Source organism: Pseudomonas sp. CH235 (assembly GCF_004368175.1).
GTDB classification, from domain to species: Bacteria; Pseudomonadota; Gammaproteobacteria; order Pseudomonadales; family Pseudomonadaceae; genus Aquipseudomonas; species Aquipseudomonas paraglycinae.
Genome location: NZ_RRZJ01000008.1, coordinates 191,806 through 215,269, shown reverse-complemented (window position 1 = coordinate 215,269; position 23,464 = coordinate 191,806). Strand labels below are relative to the sequence as shown.

General features: G+C 61.9%; 22 protein-coding genes. 17 read left to right on the top strand and 5 right to left on the bottom strand.

The window, feature by feature from the left end; genetic code table 11:
• Window positions 1–371, bottom strand: a 371-nt coding sequence (locus EIY71_RS11840) for a contractile injection system protein, VgrG/Pvc8 family (RefSeq protein WP_256661088.1), incomplete at its 3' end; no start/stop codon positions are given.
• Between the two features lie 131 nt (window positions 372–502).
• Complete coding sequence (locus EIY71_RS11835; RefSeq protein ID WP_039767797.1) at window positions 503–1,018, bottom strand: Hcp family type VI secretion system effector; 516 nt, start codon at window positions 1,016–1,018, stop codon at window positions 503–505.
• Between the two features lie 525 nt (window positions 1,019–1,543).
• Here EIY71_RS11835 and EIY71_RS11830 point away from each other — a divergent pair.
• The 14 genes from EIY71_RS11830 (at window position 1,544) to EIY71_RS11765 (ending at window position 16,838) form a co-directional block, all read left to right on the top strand.
• Window positions 1,544–3,166: a methyl-accepting chemotaxis protein gene (locus EIY71_RS11830; protein ID WP_039769604.1), complete on the top strand. Its 1,623-nt coding sequence runs from the start codon at window positions 1,544–1,546 to the stop codon at window positions 3,164–3,166.
• Window positions 3,166–3,702 (top strand): chemotaxis protein CheW, encoded by a 537-nt coding sequence (locus EIY71_RS11825; protein WP_085748077.1) that lies wholly within the window; start codon window positions 3,166–3,168, stop codon window positions 3,700–3,702. The genes EIY71_RS11830 and EIY71_RS11825 overlap by 1 nt, the downstream gene beginning before the upstream one ends.
• Window positions 3,699–4,976 (top strand): protein-glutamate O-methyltransferase CheR, encoded by a 1,278-nt coding sequence (locus EIY71_RS11820; protein ID WP_085748078.1) that lies wholly within the window; start codon window positions 3,699–3,701, stop codon window positions 4,974–4,976. Before EIY71_RS11825 ends, EIY71_RS11820 begins: the two co-directional genes overlap by 4 nt.
• Window positions 4,973–5,656 (top strand): chemotaxis protein CheW, encoded by a 684-nt coding sequence (locus tag EIY71_RS11815; protein ID WP_085748079.1) that lies wholly within the window; start codon window positions 4,973–4,975, stop codon window positions 5,654–5,656. Before EIY71_RS11820 ends, EIY71_RS11815 begins: the two co-directional genes overlap by 4 nt.
• Window positions 5,653–7,947, top strand: coding sequence for a hybrid sensor histidine kinase/response regulator (locus EIY71_RS11810; RefSeq protein WP_085748080.1), 2,295 nt, complete (start codon window positions 5,653–5,655; stop codon window positions 7,945–7,947). Before EIY71_RS11815 ends, EIY71_RS11810 begins: the two co-directional genes overlap by 4 nt.
• A complete protein-coding gene (locus EIY71_RS11805; protein ID WP_085748081.1) occupies window positions 7,944–8,954 on the top strand; it encodes a chemotaxis response regulator protein-glutamate methylesterase in 1,011 nt (336 codons plus the stop codon). The genes EIY71_RS11810 and EIY71_RS11805 overlap by 4 nt, the downstream gene beginning before the upstream one ends.
• Before the next feature lie 48 nt (window positions 8,955–9,002).
• The gene (locus EIY71_RS11800; RefSeq protein ID WP_011332645.1) at window positions 9,003–10,004 is read left to right on the top strand and encodes a PleD family two-component system response regulator; all 1,002 of its coding nucleotides are present in this window, start codon (window positions 9,003–9,005) and stop codon (window positions 10,002–10,004) included.
• Window positions 10,005–10,110: 106 nt separating this feature from the next.
• Window positions 10,111–11,206, top strand: a protein-coding gene (prfB, locus tag EIY71_RS11795) for a peptide chain release factor 2 (RefSeq protein ID WP_102621447.1) whose coding sequence is annotated in 2 segments (ribosomal slippage) — window positions 10,111–10,182 and window positions 10,184–11,206 — 1,095 coding nt in all. Because the reading frame shifts where the segments join, the coding sequence is not laid out codon by codon here.
• A gap of 69 nt (window positions 11,207–11,275) precedes the next feature.
• The gene (gene lysS, locus EIY71_RS11790; RefSeq protein ID WP_102686535.1) at window positions 11,276–12,778 is read left to right on the top strand and encodes a lysine--tRNA ligase; all 1,503 of its coding nucleotides are present in this window, start codon (window positions 11,276–11,278) and stop codon (window positions 12,776–12,778) included.
• Window positions 12,779–12,896: 118 nt separating this feature from the next.
• Window positions 12,897–13,601, top strand: coding sequence for a TetR/AcrR family transcriptional regulator (locus EIY71_RS11785; RefSeq protein WP_011332647.1), 705 nt, complete (start codon window positions 12,897–12,899; stop codon window positions 13,599–13,601).
• Window positions 13,602–13,673: 72 nt separating this feature from the next.
• Window positions 13,674–14,228: a hypothetical protein gene (locus tag EIY71_RS11780; protein WP_102717180.1), complete on the top strand. Its 555-nt coding sequence runs from the start codon at window positions 13,674–13,676 to the stop codon at window positions 14,226–14,228.
• Between the two features lie 33 nt (window positions 14,229–14,261).
• Window positions 14,262–15,539 carry a flavohemoglobin expression-modulating QEGLA motif protein gene (locus tag EIY71_RS11775; protein ID WP_011332649.1) on the top strand — a complete coding sequence of 426 codons (1,278 nt, stop codon included), beginning with the start codon at window positions 14,262–14,264 and terminating at the stop codon, window positions 15,537–15,539.
• Between the two features lie 58 nt (window positions 15,540–15,597).
• Window positions 15,598–16,512, top strand: a complete 915-nt coding sequence (locus EIY71_RS11770; RefSeq protein ID WP_085748083.1) for an alpha/beta hydrolase — start codon at window positions 15,598–15,600, stop codon at window positions 16,510–16,512.
• Entirely contained in the window at window positions 16,509–16,838 is a 330-nt protein-coding gene (locus EIY71_RS11765) for a hypothetical protein (RefSeq protein ID WP_085748084.1), read from the top strand. Before EIY71_RS11770 ends, EIY71_RS11765 begins: the two co-directional genes overlap by 4 nt.
• Window positions 16,839–16,906: 68 nt before the next feature.
• Here the strand turns inward: EIY71_RS11765 and EIY71_RS11760 are convergent, their stop codons facing one another.
• The 3 genes from EIY71_RS11760 to EIY71_RS11750 form a co-directional block, all read right to left on the bottom strand.
• Window positions 16,907–17,701, bottom strand: coding sequence for an OmpA family protein (locus EIY71_RS11760; RefSeq protein WP_085748085.1), 795 nt, complete (start codon window positions 17,699–17,701; stop codon window positions 16,907–16,909).
• A gap of 55 nt (window positions 17,702–17,756) precedes the next feature.
• Window positions 17,757–18,161, bottom strand: a complete 405-nt coding sequence (locus EIY71_RS11755) for a DUF4398 domain-containing protein (RefSeq protein ID WP_085697302.1) — start codon at window positions 18,159–18,161, stop codon at window positions 17,757–17,759.
• A 366-nt stretch (window positions 18,162–18,527) separates the two neighbouring features.
• Complete coding sequence (locus EIY71_RS11750; protein ID WP_011332654.1) at window positions 18,528–18,872, bottom strand: hypothetical protein; 345 nt, start codon at window positions 18,870–18,872, stop codon at window positions 18,528–18,530.
• A gap of 214 nt (window positions 18,873–19,086) precedes the next feature.
• Between EIY71_RS11750 and ppc the strand changes: the two genes are divergently transcribed.
• From ppc to tsaB, 3 genes are all read left to right on the top strand, one after another.
• Complete coding sequence (gene ppc, locus EIY71_RS11745; RefSeq protein ID WP_085748219.1) at window positions 19,087–21,717, top strand: phosphoenolpyruvate carboxylase; 2,631 nt, start codon at window positions 19,087–19,089, stop codon at window positions 21,715–21,717.
• Between the two features lie 288 nt (window positions 21,718–22,005).
• Window positions 22,006–22,656, top strand: coding sequence for an adenylate kinase (gene adk, locus EIY71_RS11740; RefSeq protein WP_134021770.1), 651 nt, complete (start codon window positions 22,006–22,008; stop codon window positions 22,654–22,656).
• A 93-nt stretch (window positions 22,657–22,749) separates the two neighbouring features.
• On the top strand, window positions 22,750–23,424 hold the full coding sequence (tsaB, locus tag EIY71_RS11735) for a tRNA (adenosine(37)-N6)-threonylcarbamoyltransferase complex dimerization subunit type 1 TsaB (RefSeq protein WP_085748087.1): 675 nt from the start codon (window positions 22,750–22,752) through the stop codon (window positions 23,422–23,424).
• Window positions 23,425–23,464 lie beyond the last annotated feature (40 nt).

Below are 23,464 nucleotides of genomic sequence, written 5' to 3'. Positions count from 1 at the left end.
TCTTCGAGGACCTTGCCGATGATTTTCGGCACGCTGAGGTTCTGGAAGATCCGCTGGTTGATCCGGTGCGCGAGATACGCCAGTTGCGGGCGCAGGGTCACGGAATAGCGCGTCAGGCGCTTGCCGGAATCGCCTTGCGCGGCGCGGTAGATCAGGCCGTGGATGCCGCTGCCGTCGGGCGACAGCTGCAGGAAGGCCGGTTTGTGCAGTAGGGTTTCGAGGTCCAGCGACGGCTGCTCACTGACCAGCTCCACCTCGAACACAAAAGGCTGGCTGATGGCTTCCCGGCCGGTCAGGGTAAACACCTGGAAATCGGCGGAAAGACCTTCGATGGTCAGGGCAAAGTGGGTTTCATTGGCCGGCGCGAACATCCCTTGTTCCTCGTGCTGTACAGCGGCGCTCGTCGACGCCCGCAAAGCGGGTCAACGTACGCGAAATTCTGGAGGGGCGTAAACAACATCGACCAGCAGAGCTGGCCGATGCTTGAAACGATCAGCCGTAATTAAACGACTGGAGCACGCCAGTCATCGGAACCCGAAGTACCGGATACTTCGTGGGTCCAGGTGATTTTGCGGTAGGTGAACTGCACTTCTTCCAGGTGGGTGAAGTGGGCGTTCGATGGATCCTGGCAGTTGTGCATTTTGTTGTTGATGGCGACGATGATCGCGTCTTCCAGTTTGGTGGTGTAGTAGTGCTCTTGGGTACCTTGAGCCGAAGTGCGGTACCACTGGATAACGATTTCGCTCATGCGCTCGCCGGAGGTCAGAGCGGCTTGCAGCAGTGGCGAAGCCTTGTCGTAGACCTTGGTGATGATCACTGGCTTGTGAACGCGCTGACCGGTTGGCTGACCGGATTGCGGGTCACGCGGGATGATCACGTCGTGGCTGAACGCCTGAACCATGACCTGGTCTTCGTGACCTTCCTGGTAGGTGTTGCCAACGGAGTCGGCGGTGAAGGCGCCGGCAGTGATCAGGCCTTGTTTTTCGCCGGTAACCGACATGTACGCTGGTGTTGCCATGGGAGGTGCTCCTTGCGGATAAAGTTAGGGTGCCCGGGAGGCGAAATCGCCCGGTGGGTGGCTGACTGTTATCAAGGAGCGTGCCAGCTTTTGGTGCGTCCCCGGGAGCCGGGGACTTCACCGCTCTGGCTCGCGGGCTTGGGCGTTTTTTGAACAGCGATGAAGGCAAAAGTGCGCAACTTCTTGCGCAGTACTGCGCAAGAAGTTGCGCACTCGGCTACAGGCGACGGTAACCGGGGGCTGTAGCGAAATCAGGCGGCGATTTCGCGAAACAAGTGCGCAAGAAGTTGCGCACAATGGCACATGGCTACCGTGCCTGCAGATCATCTAAACCCGAAATGGCTAATCCATCGCCCCTTTTTGCCATTGCGTCACTGGCACGCCACCCTCCGATTCCTTGAAAGTCCCTGTCCAGAGCCCACCCCGTTTAATACCGGAAGGCCAGAGCGCGGCAAACCGTCTTATAAATGAAACACCGCCCTCAGCTATACTCCCCCGCATTTCGACCCGCCCCGAGGACTGACTGTGAAGAACTGGACGTTGCGCCAACGCATTTTGGCGAGCTTTGCGGTGATTATCGCCATCATGCTGCTTATGGTGGTCGTCTCGTATTCGCGGCTGCTGAAGATCGAAGCCAGTGAAAACAGCGTGCGTGACGACGCGATTCCCGGCGTCTATTACAGCTCGATGATTCGTGGCGCGTGGGTCGACAGTTACCTGCAGACCCAGGAACTGCTGGGCCTCAAGGAGGGGCAGGGCGTCAGCAGTGAAGATGCGGCCGATTACAAGGCTTTCGAATCCCGGCTTCAGGAACAGATGGCCAATTACCGTGGCACGGTGGTGACGGACGAGGACAAGCTCGAATTCGCGGCGTTCGAGAAATATCACGACGCCTATCTGAAAATTCAGGATGCGGTGCTCGATCTGCACAAACGCAATCTGGAAGCCGACGCCGTCAAGCTGTTCCACGAACAACTGACTCCGACCTGGTACTCGGGCCGGATGAAGCTCAACGACATCATTGGCGAGAACAAGAAAGTCGCTGACAAGGCCATGGCCAACATTGATGAGGCCGTGGCGGCGGCCAAGGTCAGCATGTTCGTCTCGCTGCTGGTGGCCGTGCTGGCCGCCGGGTTCTGCGGTCTGCTGCTGATGCGCGCGATCATGGCGCCGATGAACCGCATCGTGCAGATCCTCGACATCATGCGCACCGGCGATCTGAGCAGCCGCTTGAACCTCGACCGCAAGGACGAATTCGGTGCCGTGGAAACTGGCTTCAACGACATGATGACCGAGCTCACTTCGCTGGTGTCCCAGGCCCAGCGCTCGTCGGTGCAGGTCACCACCTCGGTGACCGAGATTGCGGCCACTTCCAAACAACAGCAAGCCACCGCCACCGAAACCGCTGCGACCACCACTGAAATCGGCGCGACGTCTCGCGAGATCGCGGCGACCTCTCGCGACCTTGTACGCACGATGACTGAAGTCTCCACCGCCGCCGATCAGGCCTCGGTGCTGGCCGGTTCCGGGCAGCAAGGTTTGGCGCGCATGGAAGACACCATGCATTCGGTGATGGGCGCAGCGGATCTGGTGAACGCCAAACTGGCGATCCTCAACGAGAAGGCCGGCAACATCAATCAGGTGGTCGTCACCATCGTCAAGGTCGCCGACCAGACCAACCTGCTGTCCCTGAACGCCGCGATTGAAGCGGAGAAGGCTGGTGAATATGGCCGTGGTTTCGCGGTGGTCGCCACTGAAGTGCGGCGTCTGGCGGATCAGACGGCTGTCGCCACGTATGACATCGAGCAGATGGTCCGCGAGATCCAGTCGGCGGTGTCCGCCGGGGTGATGGGCATGGACAAGTTCTCCGAGGAAGTGCGTCGCGGCATGGCCGAAGTGCAGCAGGTCGGCGAGCAGCTGTCGCAGATCATCCATCAAGTGCAGGCGCTGGCGCCGCGGGTGTTGATGGTCAACGAGGGCATGCAGGCTCAGGCCACCGGCGCCGAGCAGATCAACCACGCGCTGGTGCAGCTGGGTGATGCCAGCAGCCAGACGGTCGAGTCGTTGCGTCAGGCCAGTTTCGCCATTGACGAACTGAGCCAGGTGGCCGTGGGCCTGCGCAGCGGCGTTTCGCGATTCAAAGTCTGATGAGCGAAATCACCGCCAAACGCAGCGCTGCACCGGTGGCGAAGCAGGCGTTGTTCCTGCTGTTTCGCATCGGCAGCGAACGCTACGCCTTGCGCGCTACGGAAGTGGCCGAAGTGCTGCCGCGCCTGCCGTTGAAGCCGATTGCACGGGCGCCGCACTGGGTGGCGGGGGTGTTCGCCTATCGCGGCACGGTGGTGCCGGTGATCGACCTCAGTGCCCTGACGTTCGGCCATCCTGCGGAAGCGCGCACCAGCACGCGTCTGGTGCTGGTGCATTACCGCGCGGACGACTCGCAACCCTCGCAATGGCTGGGGCTGATCCTCGAACAGGCCACCGATACCCTGCGCTGCAACCCGGATGATTTTCAGCCGTACGGCCTCGACAATCGTCAGGCGCCGTACCTCGGCCCGGTGCGTGAAGACGCGCAAGGGCTGGTGCAGTGGGTGCGGGTCAACGACTTGCTCGACGAGTCGGTGCGTACACTGCTGTTCCCGACACCGCCGCTGGATCCGGCGCGGCTTGAGGAGCAGCCATGAGCAGCGACCAGCGCTTCTTCGACTTCCTCAAGGAACGCATCGGCCTCGATGTCGCCTCGGTCGGGCCGGCGATCATCGAACGGGCTGTGCGCCAGCGCATCACCCTGTCGCAAACGGTGAATGCCAATGAGTACTGGCAGACCCTGCAAGGCTCGCGGGATGAACAGCAGGCGCTGATCGAAGCGGTGATCGTCCCCGAGACCTGGTTTTTCCGTTACCCGGAATCCTTCGCCACCCTCGGCAAACTGGCGCGCAAACGCCTGGGCGAGCTGAACAACATGCGTGCGCTGCGCATCCTCAGCCTGCCGTGTTCCACCGGGGAAGAACCCTATTCGATTGCCATGGCCTTGCTCGATGCGGGCCTCAAGCCCCATCAGTTCAAGGTCGATGGCATGGACGTCAGCCCCTTGTCGGTGGACAAGGCGCGGCGTGCGCTGTACGGCAAGAACTCGTTTCGCGGTCAGGAGCTGGACTTTCGTGAGCGGCATTTTTTCGCCGAGAACGAGGGTTATCGAGTAAATGAAATCGTCCGCGAGCAGGTTCGCTTGCATGTCGGCAACGTGCTCGATCCGTCATTGCTGGTCAACGAGCCGCCGTTCGATTTCGTGTTCTGCCGCAACCTGCTGATCTATTTCGATCAGCCGACCCAGCAGCAGGTATTCGCGGTGCTGAAGCGCCTGACCCATGTCGATGGCGTGCTGTTTATCGGCCCGGCCGAGGGTAGTCTGCTTGGGCGGTTGGGCATGCGCTCGATCGGGATTCCACAGTCCTTTGCTTTCAGCCGTCACAGCGATCCACAACCCGAACCGTTGCCGGCGCCGACCGCGATTCCGCTGCCGTTACCTGTGCGCCAACCGCTGCGCAGCACGCCACCACCGCCGGTGCGCAACCGTCCGTTTGCTGGCGTGACGCCGTTGCCCGCGACGGCTAAAAGCACCAACCCCGACGCCGCGACCTTGCTGGCCAACATCGCCGCCCTGGCCAACGAAGGCAGAAGTGCCGAGGCCCGGGCCGCGTGCGAACAGTATTTGCGCAGCCATGAGCCGGTGGCCCAGGTGTTCTACTGGCTCGGCCTGCTGAGCGATGTCGCCGGCAGCGCGCTCGAAGCCCAGGGCTTTTACCGCAAAGCGCTGTACCTCGAACCGCAACACCCCGAAGCCTTGATGCACCTGGCTGCGTTGCTGCAGGCCCAGGGCGACACGGCCGGCGCCAGACGATTGCAGGAGCGCGCCGCCCGCAGCGACCGCACCGCCGACAGTGAGCGTAAACGATGATCCCGTCCGACACCTTGAACGTCACCCACGAAGACGCCCGGGCCATCGACGATTGCTGGAACCGCATCGGCATCCACGGCGACAAGTCCTGTCCGCTGCTGGACGAGCACATCCATTGCCGCAATTGCTCGGTGTATTCCGCCGCCGCCACGCGTCTGCTCGACCGATATGCGTTGCAGCAGGACGAGCGCGACCCGGTGGCGACCCAGGTGGAAACCGAGCTGAAGACCCGTTCGCTGCTGATGTTCCGCCTCGGTGAAGAATGGCTCGGCCTGGCCACCCGCAGTCTGGTGGAGGTCGCGCCGTTGCAGGCGATTCACTCGCTGCCGCACCAGCGCTCCCGGGCCTTGCTCGGCGTGGCGAACGTGCGCGGTGCGCTGGTGGCCTGTCTGTCGCTGGTCGAACTGCTCGACCTCGACAGCAACGCGGCCCCGGTGACCGGCGCGCGGATCATGCCGCGCATGCTGATCATCTCGGCCCAGGGCGGGCCGGTGGTGGTGCCGGTCGACGAAGTCGACGGGATTCACGCCATCGACGAGCGAATTCTCGATGCCGCGTCGCGGTCTGGCGCACAGACCAGCGCCAAATACACCCGAGGCGTGCTGCCTTTCAAAGGTCGCAGCCTGCGTTGGCTGGATGAAGAACAGCTGTTGTCCGCCGTGTCCCGGAGCCTCACATGACCCCCGAGCAAATGCGCGACGCCTCCTTGCTCGAGCTGTTCAGTCTCGAAGCCGAAGCCCAGACCCAGGTGCTCAGCGCCGGGCTGCTGGCGCTGGAGCGCAACCCGACCCAGGCCGATCAGCTCGAATCGTGCATGCGTGCGGCGCACTCGTTGAAAGGCGCGGCGCGGATCGTTGGCATCGACAGCGGAGTCAGCGTCGCCCATGTGATGGAAGATTGTCTGGTCAGCGCCCAGGAAGGGCGATTGTTCCTGCGCCCCGAGCATATCGACGCGCTGTTGCAGGGCACCGATCTGTTGATGCGCATCGCCACTCCGGCCAACGGCCCTCAACCGGCGGACATCGAGGCTTACGTGGCGTTGATGGGCGGTTTGCTCGACCCGACGGCACCGACCGTGGTGCCCGCCGCTCCGAGTGCGCCACCGATGGCCGAGTTGCAGCTTCAGCCACCGCCGGGGGTTGAGCCGGCGCCGGTTGAAATTCCGGTCGAGGTTGCCGAGCCGGAACCCGCGCCTCGCAAGAGCAAACGCACCACCGAAGGTGGCGAGCGGGTGCTTCGGGTCACCGCCGAACGCCTGAACAGCCTGCTCGATCTGTCGAGCAAATCCCTGGTGGAAACCCAGCGCCTCAAGCCGCACCTGGCCACGATGCAGCGCCTCAAACGCATGCAGAACAACGGCCTGCGGGCGCTGGAAAGTCTCAACGTTCATCTCAAGGAACATGCCCTGAGCCTTGAGGCTCAAGAGGCGCTGGAAGACGCGCGTCGTTTGCTCGCCGAATCCCAGCAACTGCTGGCAGAGAAAAACGCCGAACTCGACGAGTTTGCCTGGCAGGCAAGTCAGCGCGCACAAGTGCTCTACGACACCGCGCTGGCCTGCCGCATGCGGCCGTTCGCCGATGTGCTGTCCGGGCAAGTGCGGATGGTGCGCGACCTCGGTCGCAGCCTCGGCAAACAGGTGCGGCTGGAGATCGAGGGCGAGAAGACTCAGGTCGACCGTGATGTGCTGGAAAAACTCGAAGCACCGCTCACGCACCTGCTGCGCAACGCGGTCGATCACGGCATCGAAACCCCGGAAGAACGCCTGCTCAAAGGCAAGTCCGAGGAAGGCCTGATCCGTCTGCGCGCCTCGCATCAGGCCGGTCTGCTGGTGCTGGAACTGAGCGACGACGGCAATGGTGTGGATCTGGAAAAGGTCCGCCGCAGCATCGTCGAACGTCAGTTGTCGCCCGCGGAAACCGCCGCCCAGTTGAGTGAAGAGGAACTGCTGACCTTCCTGTTTCTGCCGGGTTTCAGCCTGCGGGACAAGGTTACCGAAGTGTCGGGTCGTGGCGTCGGTCTCGATGCTGTTCAGCACATGGTCCGCCAGTTGCGCGGTGCGGTGGTGCTGGAGCAGACGGCGGGCGAGGGCAGTCGTTTCTATCTCGAAGTGCCGCTGACCCTGTCGGTGGTGCGCAGCCTGGTGGTGGAGGTCGGCGACGAGGCCTACGCCTTCCCGCTGGCGCACATCGAGCGCATGTGCGATCTGGCGCCGGAGGACATCGTGCAGGTCGAAGGGCGCCAGCATTTCTGGCACGAAGGCCGGCATGTCGGGCTCGTCGCGGCCAGTCAGTTATTGCAACGTCCGGCCAGCCAGAACAGCGGCGAGACCCTGAAAGTCGTGGTGATCCGCGAGCGCGATGCGATCTACGGCGTGGCGGTCGAGCGTTTCATCGGCGAGCGCACGCTGGTGGTGCTGCCACTGGACGAACGGCTGGGCAAGGTGCAGGACATTTCCGCCGGGGCCTTGCTCGACGATGGCTCGGTGGTGCTGATCGTCGATGTTGAAGACATGCTGCGTTCGGTGGACAAACTGCTCAATACCGGGCGTCTGGAGCGTATTGCCCGTCACGGTAATCAGGCCGCGGAAGCCGCGCGCAAACGGATTCTGGTGGTCGACGATTCGCTCACCGTGCGCGAGCTGCAACGCAAGCTGCTGCTCAATCGCGGCTACGACGTGGCCGTTGCGGTGGACGGCATGGACGGCTGGAACGCCCTGCGCTCCGAGGATTTCGATCTGTTGATCACCGACATTGACATGCCGCGCATGGACGGCATCGAACTGGTCTCGCTGCTGCGCCGCGACAACCGTCTGCAATCGCTGCCGGTGATGGTGGTGTCGTACAAGGATCGCGAGGAAGACCGCCGCCGTGGACTGGACGCCGGCGCCGACTATTATCTGGCCAAGGCCAGTTTTCATGACGACGCCCTGCTCGACGCGGTGGTTGAGCTCATCGGAGGAGCGCGGGCATGAAGATCGCAATCGTCAACGACATGCCCCTGGCGGTGGAGGCCCTGCGCCGGGCGCTGGCTTTCGAGCCGGCGCATCAGGTGGTGTGGGTCGCCAGCAACGGCGCCGAAGCGGTGCGCCTGTGCGCCGAAAACACTCCTGACCTGATCCTGATGGACCTGATCATGCCAGTGATGGATGGCGTCGAGGCAACCCGCCGGATCATGGCCGAGAGCCCGTGCGCGATCGTCATCGTCACCGTGGACCGCCAGCAGAACGTGCACCGGGTGTTCGAAGCCATGGGCCACGGCGCGCTGGACGTGGTCGATACCCCGGCCATCGGCGGCGGCAATCCTCAGGAAGCGGCGGCGCCGCTGCTGCGCAAAATCCTCAATATCGGCTGGCTGATCGGCGAGAAAACCGCCCGCTCACGCCCGGCACCTGCGACACCACGCAGTACCGCCTCGCGCCAGCGGCTGGTGGCGATCGGCTCTTCGGCCGGTGGCCCGGCCGCGCTGGAAGTCTTGCTCAAAGGTCTGCCGCGCCACTTTTCGGCGGCCATCGTGCTGGTGCAGCATGTCGATCAGGTGTTTGCCGCCGGCATGGCCGAATGGCTGGCCAGCGCCAGCGGCCTCGACGTGCGTCTGGCCCGCGAAGGCGAACCGCCGCAGGCCGGCGCGGTGCTGCTGGCCGGCACCAACCACCATATTCGTTTGCTCAAGAACGGCACGCTGGCCTACACCGCCGAGCCGGTCAACGAGATCTACCGCCCTTCGATCGATGTATTTTTCGAAAGCGTCGCCAGTTACTGGAACGGTGACGCAGTAGGGGTTTTATTGACAGGGATGGGACGCGACGGGGCGCAAGGGCTTAAGCTCATGCGTCAACAGGGTTATCTGACCATCGCGCAGGATCAGCAAAGCAGTGCGGTGTACGGCATGCCCAAGGCTGCCGCAGCCATCGACGCGGCCGTAGAAATCCGTCCACTGGAAAAGATAGCGCCACGATTGCTGGAGATTTTCCCTAAATGAACACATCCATCCGCAATCCTGGCCCCCGCAGCACTCAGGTGACCGCCCATGAATGACTTACAGATCGATGACATCAAAACCGACGAGAACGCCGCCATGGTGTTGTTGGTGGACGATCAGGCGATGATCGGCGAAGCCGTGCGCCGTGGGCTGTCGAATGAGGAGAACATCGACTTCCACTTCTGCTCCGACCCGCATCTTGCCGTGGCACATGCGGTGCGGATCAAGCCGACCGTGATCCTGCAGGATCTGGTGATGCCCGGCCTCGACGGCCTGAGTCTGGTGCGCGAATACCGCAATCACCCGGCGACCAAGGACATTCCGATCATCGTCCTGTCGACCAAGGAAGACCCGCTGATCAAGAGCGCGGCGTTCTCCGCCGGAGCCAACGATTATCTGGTGAAACTGCCGGACAACATCGAGCTGGTGGCGCGCATCCGCTATCACTCGCGCTCCTACATGACCCTGTTGCAACGGGATGCGGCCTACCGCGCGCTGCGGGTCAGCCAGCAGCAATTGCTCGACACCAACCTCGTCCTGCAGCGGTTGATGAACTCCGACGGCCTGACCGGGCTGTCCAATCGCCGGCACTTCGACGAATACCTGGAACTGGAATGGCGCCGTTCGCTGCGCGACCAGAGCCAGTTGTCGCTGCTGATGATCGACGTCGATTACTTCAAGTCCTACAACGACACCTTCGGCCACGTCGAAGGCGACGAAGCGTTGCGCAAGGTCGCCACGGCGATCCGCGAGGCCAGCGCCCGGCCGTCCGATCTGCCGGCGCGTTATGGCGGCGAAGAATTTGCGCTGGTGCTGCCGAACACTTCGCCTGGCGGGGCCCGACTGGTGGCGGAAAAGCTGCGCCAGACGGTCGCGGCGCTGAAGATTCCGCACAATGCCCCGGCCGAAGGCTCGAGCCTGACCATCAGCATCGGCCTGGCGACCATGGTGCCGGAGTCGGGCAGCGACTGCCGGTTGCTGATCTCGGCGGCGGACCGTGGCCTGTACCTGGCCAAGAACAACGGGCGCAATCAGGTGGGGATCGAATGAACCATCGGGTTCATTCGCCTCAAGAGCCGCCAGACGGGCTGCCGTGACAGCTTGATTACGTTATACTCGCCGGCTTTCAAAAGTTCGCCAACGAGTGCTGCCCGTCATGGAAATCAACCCGATCCTGAACACCATCAAGGACCTGTCCGAGCGCTCCGAAACTATTCGGGGGTATCTTTGACTACGATCAAAAGCATGAGCGTCTGATCGAAGTCAATCGCGAGCTTGAAGATCCTGCAGTCTGGAACAAACCTGAATACGCCCAGGAACTGGGCCGCGAGCGCGCTGCGCTGGCGCAGATCGTCGATACCCTCGACGAACTGAACGGTGGCCTGGCCGATTGCCGCGAGCTGCTGGACATGGCCGTTGAAGAGAACGACGAGGGCGCGGTCAACGACGTCGTCGAAGTCCTTCAAGGTCTCGAAGAGTCCCTGTCCAAGCTCGAATTCCGCCGTATGTTCAGCCACGAGATGGACCCGAACAACGCCTACCTGGACATCCAGGCCGGTTCCGGCGGCACCGAAGCACAGGACTGGGCCAACATCCTGCTGCGCATGTACCTGCGCTGGGCCGACAAACGCGGTTTCGACGCGACCATCATGGAGCTGTCGGCCGGTGAAGTCGCCGGGATCAAGGGTGCGACCGTGCACATCAAGGGCGAATACGCCTTTGGCTGGCTGCGTACCGAGATCGGCGTGCACCGTCTGGTGCGCAAGAGCCCGTTCGACTCCGGCAACCGTCGCCATACCTCGTTCTCCGCAGTTTTCGTCTCGCCAGAGATCGACGACAAGGTGGAAATCGAAATCAACCCGGCAGACCTGCGGATCGACACCTATCGTTCCTCCGGTGCCGGTGGTCAGCACGTAAACACCACCGACTCGGCCGTACGTATCACCCACGTACCGACCAACACCGTGGTGAGCTGCCAGAACGAACGTTCCCAGCACGCCAACAAGGACACCGCCATGAAAATGCTGCGGGCCAAGTTGTACGAGCAGGAAATGCAGAAGCGCAACGCGGCGTCCCAGGCTCTGGAAGACACCAAGTCGGATATCGGCTGGGGTCACCAGATCCGTTCGTACGTGCTCGATGCGTCGCGGATCAAGGATCTGCGCACCAACATCGAACGCAGTGACTGCGACAAGGTACTCGACGGCGACATCGACGAATACCTGGAAGCCAGCCTGAAATCGGGGCTGTAAGCTTTCAACCGACCTCAAGTCCCCCGTCGCCGGCGGGGGCAACGAACCTGTGATGGAAAATTTAAAGACATGAGCGACCTACAACTCGATCCGCAAGCCCTGCAACAGGAAGAAAACTCCCTGATCGCTCTGCGCAAGGAAAAGCTTGCTGCCGAGCGCGCCAAGGGCAATGCCTTCCCGAACGACTTCCGCCGCGAAAACTACTGCGAAGCACTGCAGAAACAGTACGCGGACAAGACCAAGGAAGAGCTGGCAGAGGCGGCGATCCCGGTCAAGGTTGCAGGTCGCATCATGCTCAACCGTGGCTCGTTCATGGTGATCCAGGACATGACCGGTCGCATCCAGGTCTACGTCAACCGCAAGACCCTGTCCGAAGAAACCCTGGCCGCGGTGAAAACCTGGGACATGGGTGACATCATCGCCGCCGAAGGCACCCTGGCCCGTTCCGGCAAGGGCGACCTGTACGTCGAGATGACCAGCGTGCGCCTGCTGACCAAATCCCTGCGCCCGCTGCCGGACAAGCACCACGGCCTGACCGACACCGAACAGCGTTACCGTCAGCGCTACGTTGACCTGATCGTCAACGAAGACGTGCGTCAGACCTTCCGCGTCCGTTCGCAAGTAATCGCGCACATCCGCAGCTTCCTGATGAAGCGCGACTTCCTCGAAGTCGAAACGCCGATGCTGCAGACCATTCCTGGCGGCGCCGCGGCCAAGCCGTTCGAAACCCACCACAACGCGCTGGACATGGAAATGTTCCTGCGTATCGCGCCAGAGCTGTACCTCAAGCGTCTGGTGGTTGGTGGCTTCGAAAAAGTGTTCGAGATCAACCGCAACTTCCGTAACGAAGGCGTTTCGACTCGTCACAACCCTGAATTCACCATGTTGGAGTTCTACCAGGCTTACGCCGACTACGAAGACAACATGGACCTGACCGAAGAACTGTTCCGTGAACTGGCGCAGTTGGTTCTGGGCAGCACTGACGTGCCGTACGGCGACAAGGTGTTCCACTTCGGCGAGCCGTTCGTACGCCTGTCGGTGTTCGACTCGATCCTCAAGTACAACCCCGAGCTGACCGCCGATGACCTGAACGACATCGACAAGGCGCGCGCCATCGCCAAGAAGGCCGGCGCCAAGGTGCTGGGTTTCGAAGGTCTGGGCAAGCTGCAGGTGATGATTTTCGAAGAGCTGGTCGAGCACAAGCTGGAACAGCCGCACTTCATTACCCAGTATCCGTTCGAAGTGTCGCCGCTGGCCCGTCGCAACGACGACAACCCGAACGTCACCGACCGCTTCGAGCTGTTCATCGGCGGCCGTGAAATCGCCAACGCCTACTCCGAGCTGAACGACGCGGAAGACCAGGCCGAGCGCTTCATGGCGCAGGTGGCCGACAAGGACGCCGGCGACGACGAAGCCATGCACTACGACGCCGACTTCGTTCGTGCGCTGGAGTACGGCATGCCGCCAACGGCCGGCGAAGGTATCGGCATCGACCGTCTGGTGATGCTGCTGACCAACTCCCCGTCGATCCGCGACGTGATCCTGTTCCCGCACATGCGGCCACAAGCGTAAGTGTTTCAATAAAAAAGCCGCCTGAAATGGGCGGCTTTTTATTGCCTGTCTGGTACAAACGTATCAAATGGTTAATTTTGAAGAAAACAACAGAGGTATGCCTGTCGTGATCGGTGCAATGGCTCAAGAGGGTGCAGCGGGAATCGCCACTGCGGTCGCTGAAAGTGTTCAGTACCAGGGCCGCAAGGCCAGCCGGCAGGGCAGTGAACAGCGTCGACAGGACATTCTCGATGCGGCGATGCGCATTGTCGTACGCGACGGCGTACGCGCCGTGCGTCACCGTGCGGTGGCGGCCGAGGCCGGTGTGCCGCTGTCGGCCACCACGTATTACTTCAAGGACATCGATGACCTGCTCACCGATACCTTCGCCCAGTACGTCGAACGCAGTGCGGCCTACATGGCCAAGCTGTGGATCAACAACGAAGGCCTGCTGCGCGAAATGGTGGTCAGCGGTGACGGCAGCCCGGAGTCGCGCTCACAACTGGCCGACGATATCGCGCGGTTGATGGCTGATTACGTGCATCGGCAACTGGTCAACCGTCGCGAGCATTTGATGGCCGAGCAGGCGTTCCGTCAGGAGGCGCTGCTCAACCCGCGTCTGGCGGAATTGGTGCGTTCCCATCAGCAGATTCTGTTGCAGGGCACCTGCCAGTTGTTCCAGGTATTGGGCTCGCGCGAGCCGCAGCAGGATGCCAAGGTGTTGACGGCGATTATCGGACGGATGGAATATCAGGGCCTGCTCAACGACGCCGAGCCTTTGGCTGAAGAGGACATGCTCGGCATTCTGACGCGCTATATGCACCTGGTACTCGCGTCGGTGTAATTCTCGACCCTGATCGTTCCCTCGCTCTGCGTGGGAACGATTAGAAGAAACGGGTGTTCAAGGGAGTGTCGAATGAAAGCCTGGCGTGGCGTGCTGATCGCCTTGTCGTTCCTGCTGCTCAGCGGATGTCTGGTGACCTTCAAGGAGCCGCTGCCCGCCAGTGAACCGGCGCCCAAGGGCTTGCTCGGCCAATGGTCGAGCACCAATGCCTGGGGCGAGCCGATGAATCTGGAATTGACGCGCCTGGGCAACGATCGCTATCAGGCGGTTGCGTACTTCAAAGCCAAACCCCGCGAGCGTGAAGCCTATCCGTTCACGGTGTCGCGCCACGGCAACCGCTGGTATCTGTCGGCGAAGGTGCCGGCGCAATACGGCGGGCACTTCACCATCGCCGGCTTCGAGATCACCGACAAGCGCGAACTGGTGATCTACAACCTCGACCTCGAACAGATCAACCAGGCCATCGCCCAGAAGACCCTCGACGGCCAGGGCTTCCAGACCGATGACGGCGAGGGCGTGCAGGTCGACAGCCCGCTTGAAAAGGTCTTTGCTTACCTTGACGACCCGGCCAATTCCGACGTTTTCGTCGAAGCGGCGCGCTATCAGCATCAGGCCAAAGCCAAATAATTCAGTTCGTCACGTTTTCTACAGGAGTTTCGGGTGGACGATTACCAGCAGACGATACGCATTCTGTCCGATCGCATAGTGCTGGCGCAGACGCCGATCCGCGTGCTCGACGCGGTCAAGTGGGACGAGAACATCCGCAAGGGTTTCCTCAAGGCCAAGGGCAAGGAATTGCCGGCGGTGGATCGCGACTACTACCTCAACCGGCCGCTGTCCTTTGATTCGAGCAAGGTCAAGCTGGAGTTCCAGAACATCGAGCGGGATATCACCCGCCAGCTCGGCCAGTTCAACCCGGTTGGCCAGATCATGCGCCGCATGTGCAAGGAATACCGAATGGTGGTACGCATGCTCGAAGCGCGCGGCACCGAGGATTTCGGCCTGATTTCCCAGGAACTGTACGGCGCCGCGTCCGACGCGTTCCACGCCGGTGACCCGACCCTGGCCGACCTCGGCCTGATGATGTCGGACTATCTGAACAACATCGATGGGCGTGGCGACCTGAAGGACGAACCGAAGACCCTTACCGCCAAGGACGCCGTTCACCTGTTGCAAACCCGCCTGAACAAGGTGTTCGGCGAGGCTGAAGAAACCATCCGCGTGTTCGAGTCCGACGGTATCGTCGCCGATGCGGCGGCGGGTGCCGACTACATCAAGATCCGCACCGACGCGATGTTCAACGACCGCGACGTGCGCGCGCTGGAAGTCCACGAAGGCCTGGTGCACGTCGGCACCACGCTCAACGGCTTGAACCAGCCGATCTGCACCTTCCTGTCCAAGGGCCCGCCCTCGTCGACGGTGACTCAGGAAGGTCTGGCGATCCTGATGGAAATCATCACCTTCGCCTCCTACCCGAGCCGCCTGCGCAAACTGACCAACCGCACCCGCGCCATTCACATGGTCGAGGAGGGCGCGGACTTCCTGCAGATTTTCGAGTTCTTCCGCGAGCAGGGCTTCGAGATGGCGGAAAGCTACGGCAACGCCAGTCGGGTTTTCCGTGGCTCGACGCCGACCGGTCTGCCATTCACCAAAGACTTGTCCTACCTCAAGGGCTTCATCATGGTTTACAACTACATTCAGTTGGCCGTGCGCAAGGGCAAGCTCGAGCAGATCCCGTTGCTGTTCTGCGGCAAGACTACGCTGGAGGACATGCGAACCCTGCGTCAGCTGGTGGACGAAGGCCTGGTGGTGCCGCCCAAGTACCTGCCGGACCAGTTCCGCGACATGAACGCGCTGTCGGCGTGGATGTGCTTCTCCAACTTCCTCAACCACTTGAGCCTGGACCGGATCGAGGCCGATTACTCCAACATCCTGTAGGCCCATTGATCATTCCCGCGCTGCGCGCGGGAATCCGAACCCTGCGAGGTTTCACCGGATGAGAATCCTCGGCATCCTTTGCCTGCTCCTGACCCTCGGCGGTTGCAGCTCCTTGCTGTTCTACCCCGAACCGGGTCAGATCTTCACCCCGGAAAAGGCCAAACTCGAATACCGCACCGTCACCCTGACCACCGCCGACGGCCTCAAGCTGAATGCCTGGTGGCTGCCGGCCAAACCCGGGGTCGAGGTCAAGGGTACGGTCCTGCACCTGCACGGCAACGGCGGGAATCTGCCGATGCACCTGGGCGGAAGCTGGTGGTTGCCGAAAAACGGCTATCAAGTGCTGCTGGTGGACTATCGCGGTTACGGCTTGTCCGAGGGCGAACCGAGCCTGCCGGCGATCTATCAGGACATCGATGCCGCCTTCGCCTGGCTGGACAAGGCGCCTGAGGTCAAAGGCAAACCGCTGGTGCTGCTGGGCCAGAGTCTCGGCGGCGCGATGGCGGTGCATTGGCTGGTGCAACATCCGGAAAGACAAAAACAGCTCAAGGCGCTGGTACTCGACGGCGTGCCCGCCAGTTACCGCAGCGTCGGCCAATACGCCCTCAGCACCTCTTGGCTGACATGGCCGTTTCAGGTGCCGCTGTCGTGGCTGGTGCCGGATGGCGACAGTGCGATCAACGCGATGCCGCAGCTCAACGGCGTGCCGAAACTGATCTTCCACAGCCTCGACGATCCGCTGGTGCCCCTTTCCAACGGCATCCGTCTGTATCAAGCTGCGCCGCCACCGCGCGTGCTGCAACTGACTCGTGGCGGCCATGTGCAGACCTTCGGCGATCCGGTCTGGCGTCAGGTGATGCTGCGTTACCTCGACGACCCCGAACACTTCAACGGCCTGCGCCGCCTCGGCGAGATCCCGAATTATCCGACACCCCCGAATTCTGAAGACGAACCACCAGAGAGTCCGCAATGAGTGAAGAACGTAACGCCATCCCGCTGATCATCACCGGCATCTGCAGCATCCTCGGCACCGTCGGTGCCCTGTGGTACTACGGCTACCTGCACTTCGCCAAACCCGAGGATGCGTTGCTGCTCAACGAATTCACCATGCTCAAGACCGTTCCCGGCGAAGACTACAAAGTTTCCCTGACCCCGGCGCCGCAAGTGGCGCAGTGCATCGATGGCGTGCTGGTGCTGTTCGACACCGAACAGAAAGGCCTGACCGGGGTGCTGGTCAACAGTCAGAAAAAGGCTGTGCGCTGCATGGGCCAAGAGACGCCGCAGAAGCTCGAAGAGTAAATGTGCGACGGACAAAAAAGCCCCGCCTGATCAAATCAGGCGGGGCTTTTCATTTACCGCTCAGCGAATCAGTGCGTGGTCGAGCTCACGGCCGAACGCGGTACCACTGGCTGGTTGTCGTTGGAAATGGTCACTTCCACTCGACGGTTCATCGCACGGCCCGAGACGGAGGTGTTATCCGCTACCGGGTATTCCTTGCCGTAACCTTGAGCGACGATGCGCGATGGGTCGACGCCCATCTTGATCAGTGCAACCTGCACCGAGGTCGCGCGGCGCTCGGACAGCGACTGGTTGTAGCTCGCAGTACCGGTGCTGTCGGTGTAGCCCTCGACGATCACTTTGCGATCAGGGTTTTCCTGAAGGAATTGCGCCAGTTTGTTGATGTTCACCAGACCGCTGGATTTCAGGTCGGCCTTGTTGGTGGCAAACAGCACGTCACCGAAGGTCACCAAAGTACCGCGATCGGTCTGCTTGGCGTTGAGGCTGTCCTGCAGCTGTTTGATCTGCTGATCGCGAGCGTCCAGGCGGGCCTGGGCACGTTGGGCGGCGGCGTTCTTCAAATTGGCTTCAGCGGTACGCAGAGCGATGGTCTGCTTGGCCACTTCCACGCGCTGGTTGGTCAGATAGGCCAGCTGGTCGACCTTGTGCTGGTCTTCCTTGTCCAGATAAGCCTTGTCGGCCTTGTCCAGGTAATCACTGGCATCCTTGGTTTCCAGCGCCGCGACTTTGCTGGCCTGCGGGTTGGCCTGCAGCCCGGCGTAGTTGGTGCGCGCCTGTTCCAGGTTCGGGTTCGGCGGCGTCGAGCAGGCAGCCAGGGCAACGCTTGCGGCCAGGAGAGCGGGGATCATCAGTTGTTTACGCATAATCGTTCGTCCTTTCTATCGATAAGAGTTTCAGCCTTGCGGTCGGGATGCGCGCTTACTGCACGGTGCGCTGACTTTCCTGACGCAGTTCCTGAACACCTTTCTGGGAATCCTTCACAGCTTGTTCGGCTTTCATCGCCTGAGCCTTGCGTTCAGCGACGCGGGCGTCCCACTCGGCCTGTTCGGCGAGGGTGCGGGCCTCATCATATTTCTTGTCGTGCATGGCGATTTCGGCTTGCTTCAGCTTGTCCTGAGCCTGCTTCATCTCCACGGCGGCGAACTCGGTACCGCCGGCGCTGACCGCGCTGTTGACCGCCGATTGAGTCACGGCGTACTGCTCGGTCGGTGGATTGCCAGCGCAACCGGCCAGCACGAAGCTGGTGCCGATGGCGAGAGCGGCCAGTTTCAGACCGCGCAGGTGGGAAAACGAGGTTTGGGTCTTCATGGTCTTCAACTCCATTGGTTAACTCCTTGAAAGCTTCGAAATCCATCCTGGTAGCGGAGCCGCAACCTTCATGTGCAAGTGCGTTTTGAAACGCTCGTTCCAGGCGTGGTTACCTGTTCCGACCGAAGGCATTTTTCAAAAGTTCAGAAAAGATGGCCCATCGCCAAAAAAAACTTTGACCGAACGGACAGGGCTCTAAACCGGGAACTTTGGCGGGGGAGAATGGTACGCGCGGGCGAAAAATGGCGTAAAAGCGGAGGGGAAATACAGTCCCTGTGGGAGCTGGCTTGCCAGCGATGAGGCCATCCAATTCAACCCGTTTGCGGCTGAACTGACGCCATCGAGGGCAAACCGTTTCCCACAGTTTTGAGGGGTCAGGGATCAGTGTTTTTGCTTGCCGGCAGCCGCCGACAAGTCGTGCAGATGACGCCGCGACAACGCGAGAAAACGCGGGGTCGGGCCGACATCTTCATACAGCGGATCGCCTTCCTCGTCAGTGGCGACCACGGTCGAACCTTTCACATACGGCAGGCTCGCTTCGAACTCTTCGAGGGCGGCGCCGATCAGCTCGCCGAGCAGTTCTTCGGCGTGGCGTTTGGGGTACATCTCGGCGATCGCCGCCAGCCGTGCGGCAGCTTCCACATCCAGATGAATCGTGTAGCCGGTATCGGTCAGGCGACCCTTGGCGGTTTCTTCCCAATGCTGGGCGAGTTCACGGATTTTCATAAAAACCTCATGTCGCGCCTGCTCATGGCAGGTCTTGGTGAGTGTCCGGCGTCAGCCGGCGGCAAGCCGTTGTGGGGCTTACCCTTGAGACTAGCTTCAACCCTCAAGGTTTAAAGTCCCTTCGTCGTCTGCTTGTAAGAAGCGTCCCAGAGCGGCACTCTCTGTTCATCCACTCACTTGCGATCCGTCACCGATTACTGCTGGAGAGATGCTGATGACCGATATTGATGCACGCTTGCGCGAAGACGTTCACCTGCTCGGTGAGCTGTTGGGCAACACCATTCGTGACCAGTACGGCGAGGCGTTTCTCGACAAGATCGAGCAGATCCGCAAGGGCGCCAAGGCTGATCGGCGCGGCTCGATGGACGCCGAACTCAGCGCCAGCCTCAATCAATTGAGCGAAGACGAACTGCTGCCGGTGGCGCGGGCCTTCAACCAGTTTCTCAACCTGGCGAACATCGCCGAGCAGTACCAGCTCATCCATCGCCGCGAAGAGACCCAGGCCGCGCCGTTCGAGTCCCGCGTACTGCCGGAATTGCTCGCCCGCCTGCGCAACGAAGGGCACAGCGCCGAATCCCTGGCCCGGCAACTGGCGCGGCTGGAAATCGAACTGGTACTGACCGCGCACCCGACCGAAGTGGCGCGGCGCACGCTGATCCAGAAGTACGACGCGATCGCCGCGCAACTGGCGGCGCAGGATCATCGCGACCTGACTACGGCCGAGCGCGAGCAGATTCACAACACCCTGCAACGTTTGATCGCCGAAGCCTGGCACACCGAAGAAATCCGCCGCACCCGACCAACCCCGGTGGACGAAGCCAAGTGGGGTTTTGCGGTGATCGAACACTCGCTGTGGCAGGCGATTCCCCACCATATGCGCAAGGCCGATCAGGCGCTGTTCGCCGCCACTGGCCTGCGTTTGCCGCTGGAAGCTGCGCCGATCCGCTTCGCTTCGTGGATGGGCGGCGACCGCGACGGCAACCCGAACGTGACCGCTGCCGTGACCCGCGAAGTGCTGTTGCTGGCGCGCTGGATGGCGGCGGATCTGTACCTGCGTGATGTCGATCACCTGGCCGCCGAACTGTCGATGCAGCAGGCCAGCGAGGCGCTCAAGGCCAGGGCCGGGGACAGTGCCGAGCCGTATCGTGCGGTGCTCAAGCAATTGCGCGAAAGGCTGCGCGCCACGCGTAACTGGGCCCATGCATCGCTGACCGCCACCACGCCGGCCCCGGTTGATGTGCTGCACAACAATCGCGACCTGCTCGATCCGCTGGAGCTGTGTTTCAACTCGCTGCACGAATGCGGCATGGGCGTGATCGCCGACGGGCCATTGCTCGATTGCCTGCGTCGGGCCGTGACGTTCGGCCTGTTCCTGGTGCGCCTCGATGTGCGTCAGGACTCGTCCCGCCACAGCGCGGCCATGAGCGAAATCACCGATTACCTCGGCCTCGGCAAGTACGAGGAGTGGGACGAAGAACAGCGCATCAGCTTCCTGACCCGCGAACTGCAAAACCGTCGGCCGTTGCTGCCGGCGCATTTCAAACCCTCGGCCGATACCGCCGAAGTGCTCGCCACCTGCAAGGAAATCGCCGCCGCGCCGGGCGCTTCGCTGGGCTCCTACGTGATCTCCATGGCCGGTGCCGCTTCCGATGTGCTGGCGGTGCAATTGCTGCTCAAGGAGTCCGGCGTACTGCGGCCGATGCGCGTGGTGCCGCTGTTCGAAACCCTCGCCGACCTCGACAACGCAGGACCTGTGATCGAACGTCTGTTGCTGCTGCCGGGTTACCGCGCGCGGCTGCAAGGCCCGCAGGAAGTGATGATCGGCTATTCCGACTCGGCCAAGGACGCTGGCACCACCGCGGCGGCGTGGGCGCAGTACCGGGCGCAGGAGCGGCTGGTGGAAATCTGCCGCGAGCAGCAAGTCGAACTGCTGCTGTTCCACGGTCGCGGTGGCACCGTGGGCCGTGGCGGCGGCCCGGCGCACGCGGCGATCCTGTCGCAGCCGCCGGGTTCGGTGGCCGGACGTTTCCGCACCACCGAGCAGGGGGAAATGATTCGATTCAAATTCGGCCTGCCGGACATCGCCGAGCAAAACCTCAATCTTTATCTGGCGGCAGTGCTGGAAGCGACCCTGTTGCCACCGCCGCCACCGACCCCCGAATGGCGGCATTTGATGGATGAACTGGCCGCTGACGGTGTCGCCGCTTACCGTGCGGTGGTGCGGGAAAATCCGCAGTTCGTCGAGTATTTCCGCCAGTCGACGCCGGAGCAGGAGTTGGGCCGCTTGCCATTGGGCAGCCGTCCGGCCAAGCGCCGCGCTGGCGGGATCGAAAGCCTGCGGGCGATTCCGTGGATCTTCGGCTGGACCCAGACCCGCCTGATGCTGCCGGCCTGGCTCGGCTGGGAAACCGCATTGAGCAAGGCCCTGGAGCGCGGCGAAGGCGAATTGCTCGGGCAGATGCGCGAGCAGTGGCCGTTCTTCCGCACGCGCATCGACATGCTGGAAATGGTGCTGGCCAAGGCCGACGCCGATATCGCGCTGTCCTACGACGAGCGTCTGGTGGAGTCGGACTTGCTGCCTTTGGGTGTGCACTTACGCGACCTATTGTCGCAGGCGTGTTCCGTCGTCCTCGGCCTGACCGGTCAGTCGCAGCTACTGGCACATAGCCCGGACACCCTGGAATTCATCCGTCTGCGCAACACCTACCTCGACCCGCTGCATCTATTGCAGGCCGAGTTGCTGGCGCGTTCGCGGCAGCAGAATGTCGAGCAGGGCAGCCCGGTGGAACAGGCGTTGCTGGTGTCTGTGGCGGGGATTGCCGCCGGTTTGCGAAATACCGGCTAAGGATTTCTGCGTGGGGCGGGGCACCCGGGGCGAACCTCGGGTGCCGTTTATTGACTGTAGGAAAAATGCGGTCAGGCGACAGTTAATGATGGGGTTGCGACTTGGGGAACCGCGTCGCAAGGTCGCGGCGGGCGCCGGTTTCTCCGACTTTTGGCGTCTTGTGTGGGCGCAGCCTGCTGTGTATCTTGATCAGCCTTTGGCCGTTTGGGCGGCCACGACCCGTTTTATGAGATTGGCCCCACGAGGCGAATCCGTTGTTTTTTATATAAAAAATTGAGGAGCACATCGATGCGCGTCATTCTGCTGGGAGCTCCCGGGGCCGGTAAAGGTACTCAGGCTAAGTTCATCACCGAGAAATTCGGCATTCCGCAAATCTCCACCGGCGACATGCTGCGTGCTGCGGTCAAGGCCGGCACCGAGCTGGGCATCAAGGCCAAGAGCATCATGGATGCCGGCGGCCTGGTGTCGGATGACCTGATCATCGCGCTGGTCAAGGACCGTATAGCTCAGGCTGACTGCGCCAACGGTTTCCTGTTCGATGGCTTCCCGCGCACCATTCCTCAGGCTGAAGCGCTGGTGACTGCCGGTGTCGAGCTGGACGCCGTGGTCGAAATCGCCGTTGAAGACGAAGAAATCGTTCAGCGTATCGCCGGTCGTCGCGTTCACGAGGCCAGCGGCCGCGTTTACCACATCGTCTACAACCCGCCGAAAATTGCCGGTAAAGACGACATCACCGGCGAAGAGCTGGTACAGCGCAAGGACGACACCGAAGAAACCGTGCGTCATCGCCTGTCGGTCTACCACTCGCAGACCAAGCCGCTGGTGGAGTTCTACCAGAACCTGTCCGCCAGGAACGGTGGCAAGCCGAAGTACAGCCATATCCCTGGCGTCGGTTCGGTTGAAGCGATCACCGCCAAGGTGCTTGAAGCGCTGAGCTGAAAAACCTGATCCGCTGCATCATCCACGGCCCGCTTGCGGGCCGTAGTTGTTTATACTGGCGCACTTTTCCCCACCTGATTTACGGACACATCGATGAGCACCTTGCTGGCCCTGGACACCGCGACTGAAGCTTGCTCCGTTGCCTTGCTGCATGACGGCAAGGTCACGAGCCATTACGAGGTGATCCCGCGCCTGCATGCGCAGAAACTGCTGCCGATGATCCAGCAACTGCTCGCCGACGCCGGCACCACCCTGCAAGCGGTGGACGCCATCGCCTTCGGTCGTGGCCCGGGCGCATTCACCGGCGTGCGGATTGCCATCGGCGTAGTGCAAGGCCTGGCGTTTGCACTGGATCGCCCGGTATTGCCGGTGTCGAACCTGGCGGTGCTGGCGCAACGGGCTTACCGCGAGCACGGCGTGAGCCAGGTCGCGGCCGCCATCGATGCGCGGATGGATGAGGTGTATTGGGGCTGCTATCGCGAGACGGCCGGGGAGATGCGTCTGGTCGGCACCGAGGCGGTGCTGCCGCCGGAAGTCGCCGCATTGCCGGACGATGCTTCGGGTGACTGGTTCGGTGCCGGCACTGGCTGGGGTTATGGCGAGCGTATCGCGGTGAATCTGAGCGGTTCCGATGCGGGCATGCTGCCCCATGCCGAAGACCTGCTGACCCTCGCGCGATTTGCCTGGGAGCGTGGCGAAGCGATTCCGGCAGATGACGCCCAGCCGGTTTACCTGCGCGACAAAGTGGCCACCCCGAAAGCCCGCTGAGGCCATTTACCCTGTGGCATTCGCCACAGGGTTCTGCCGT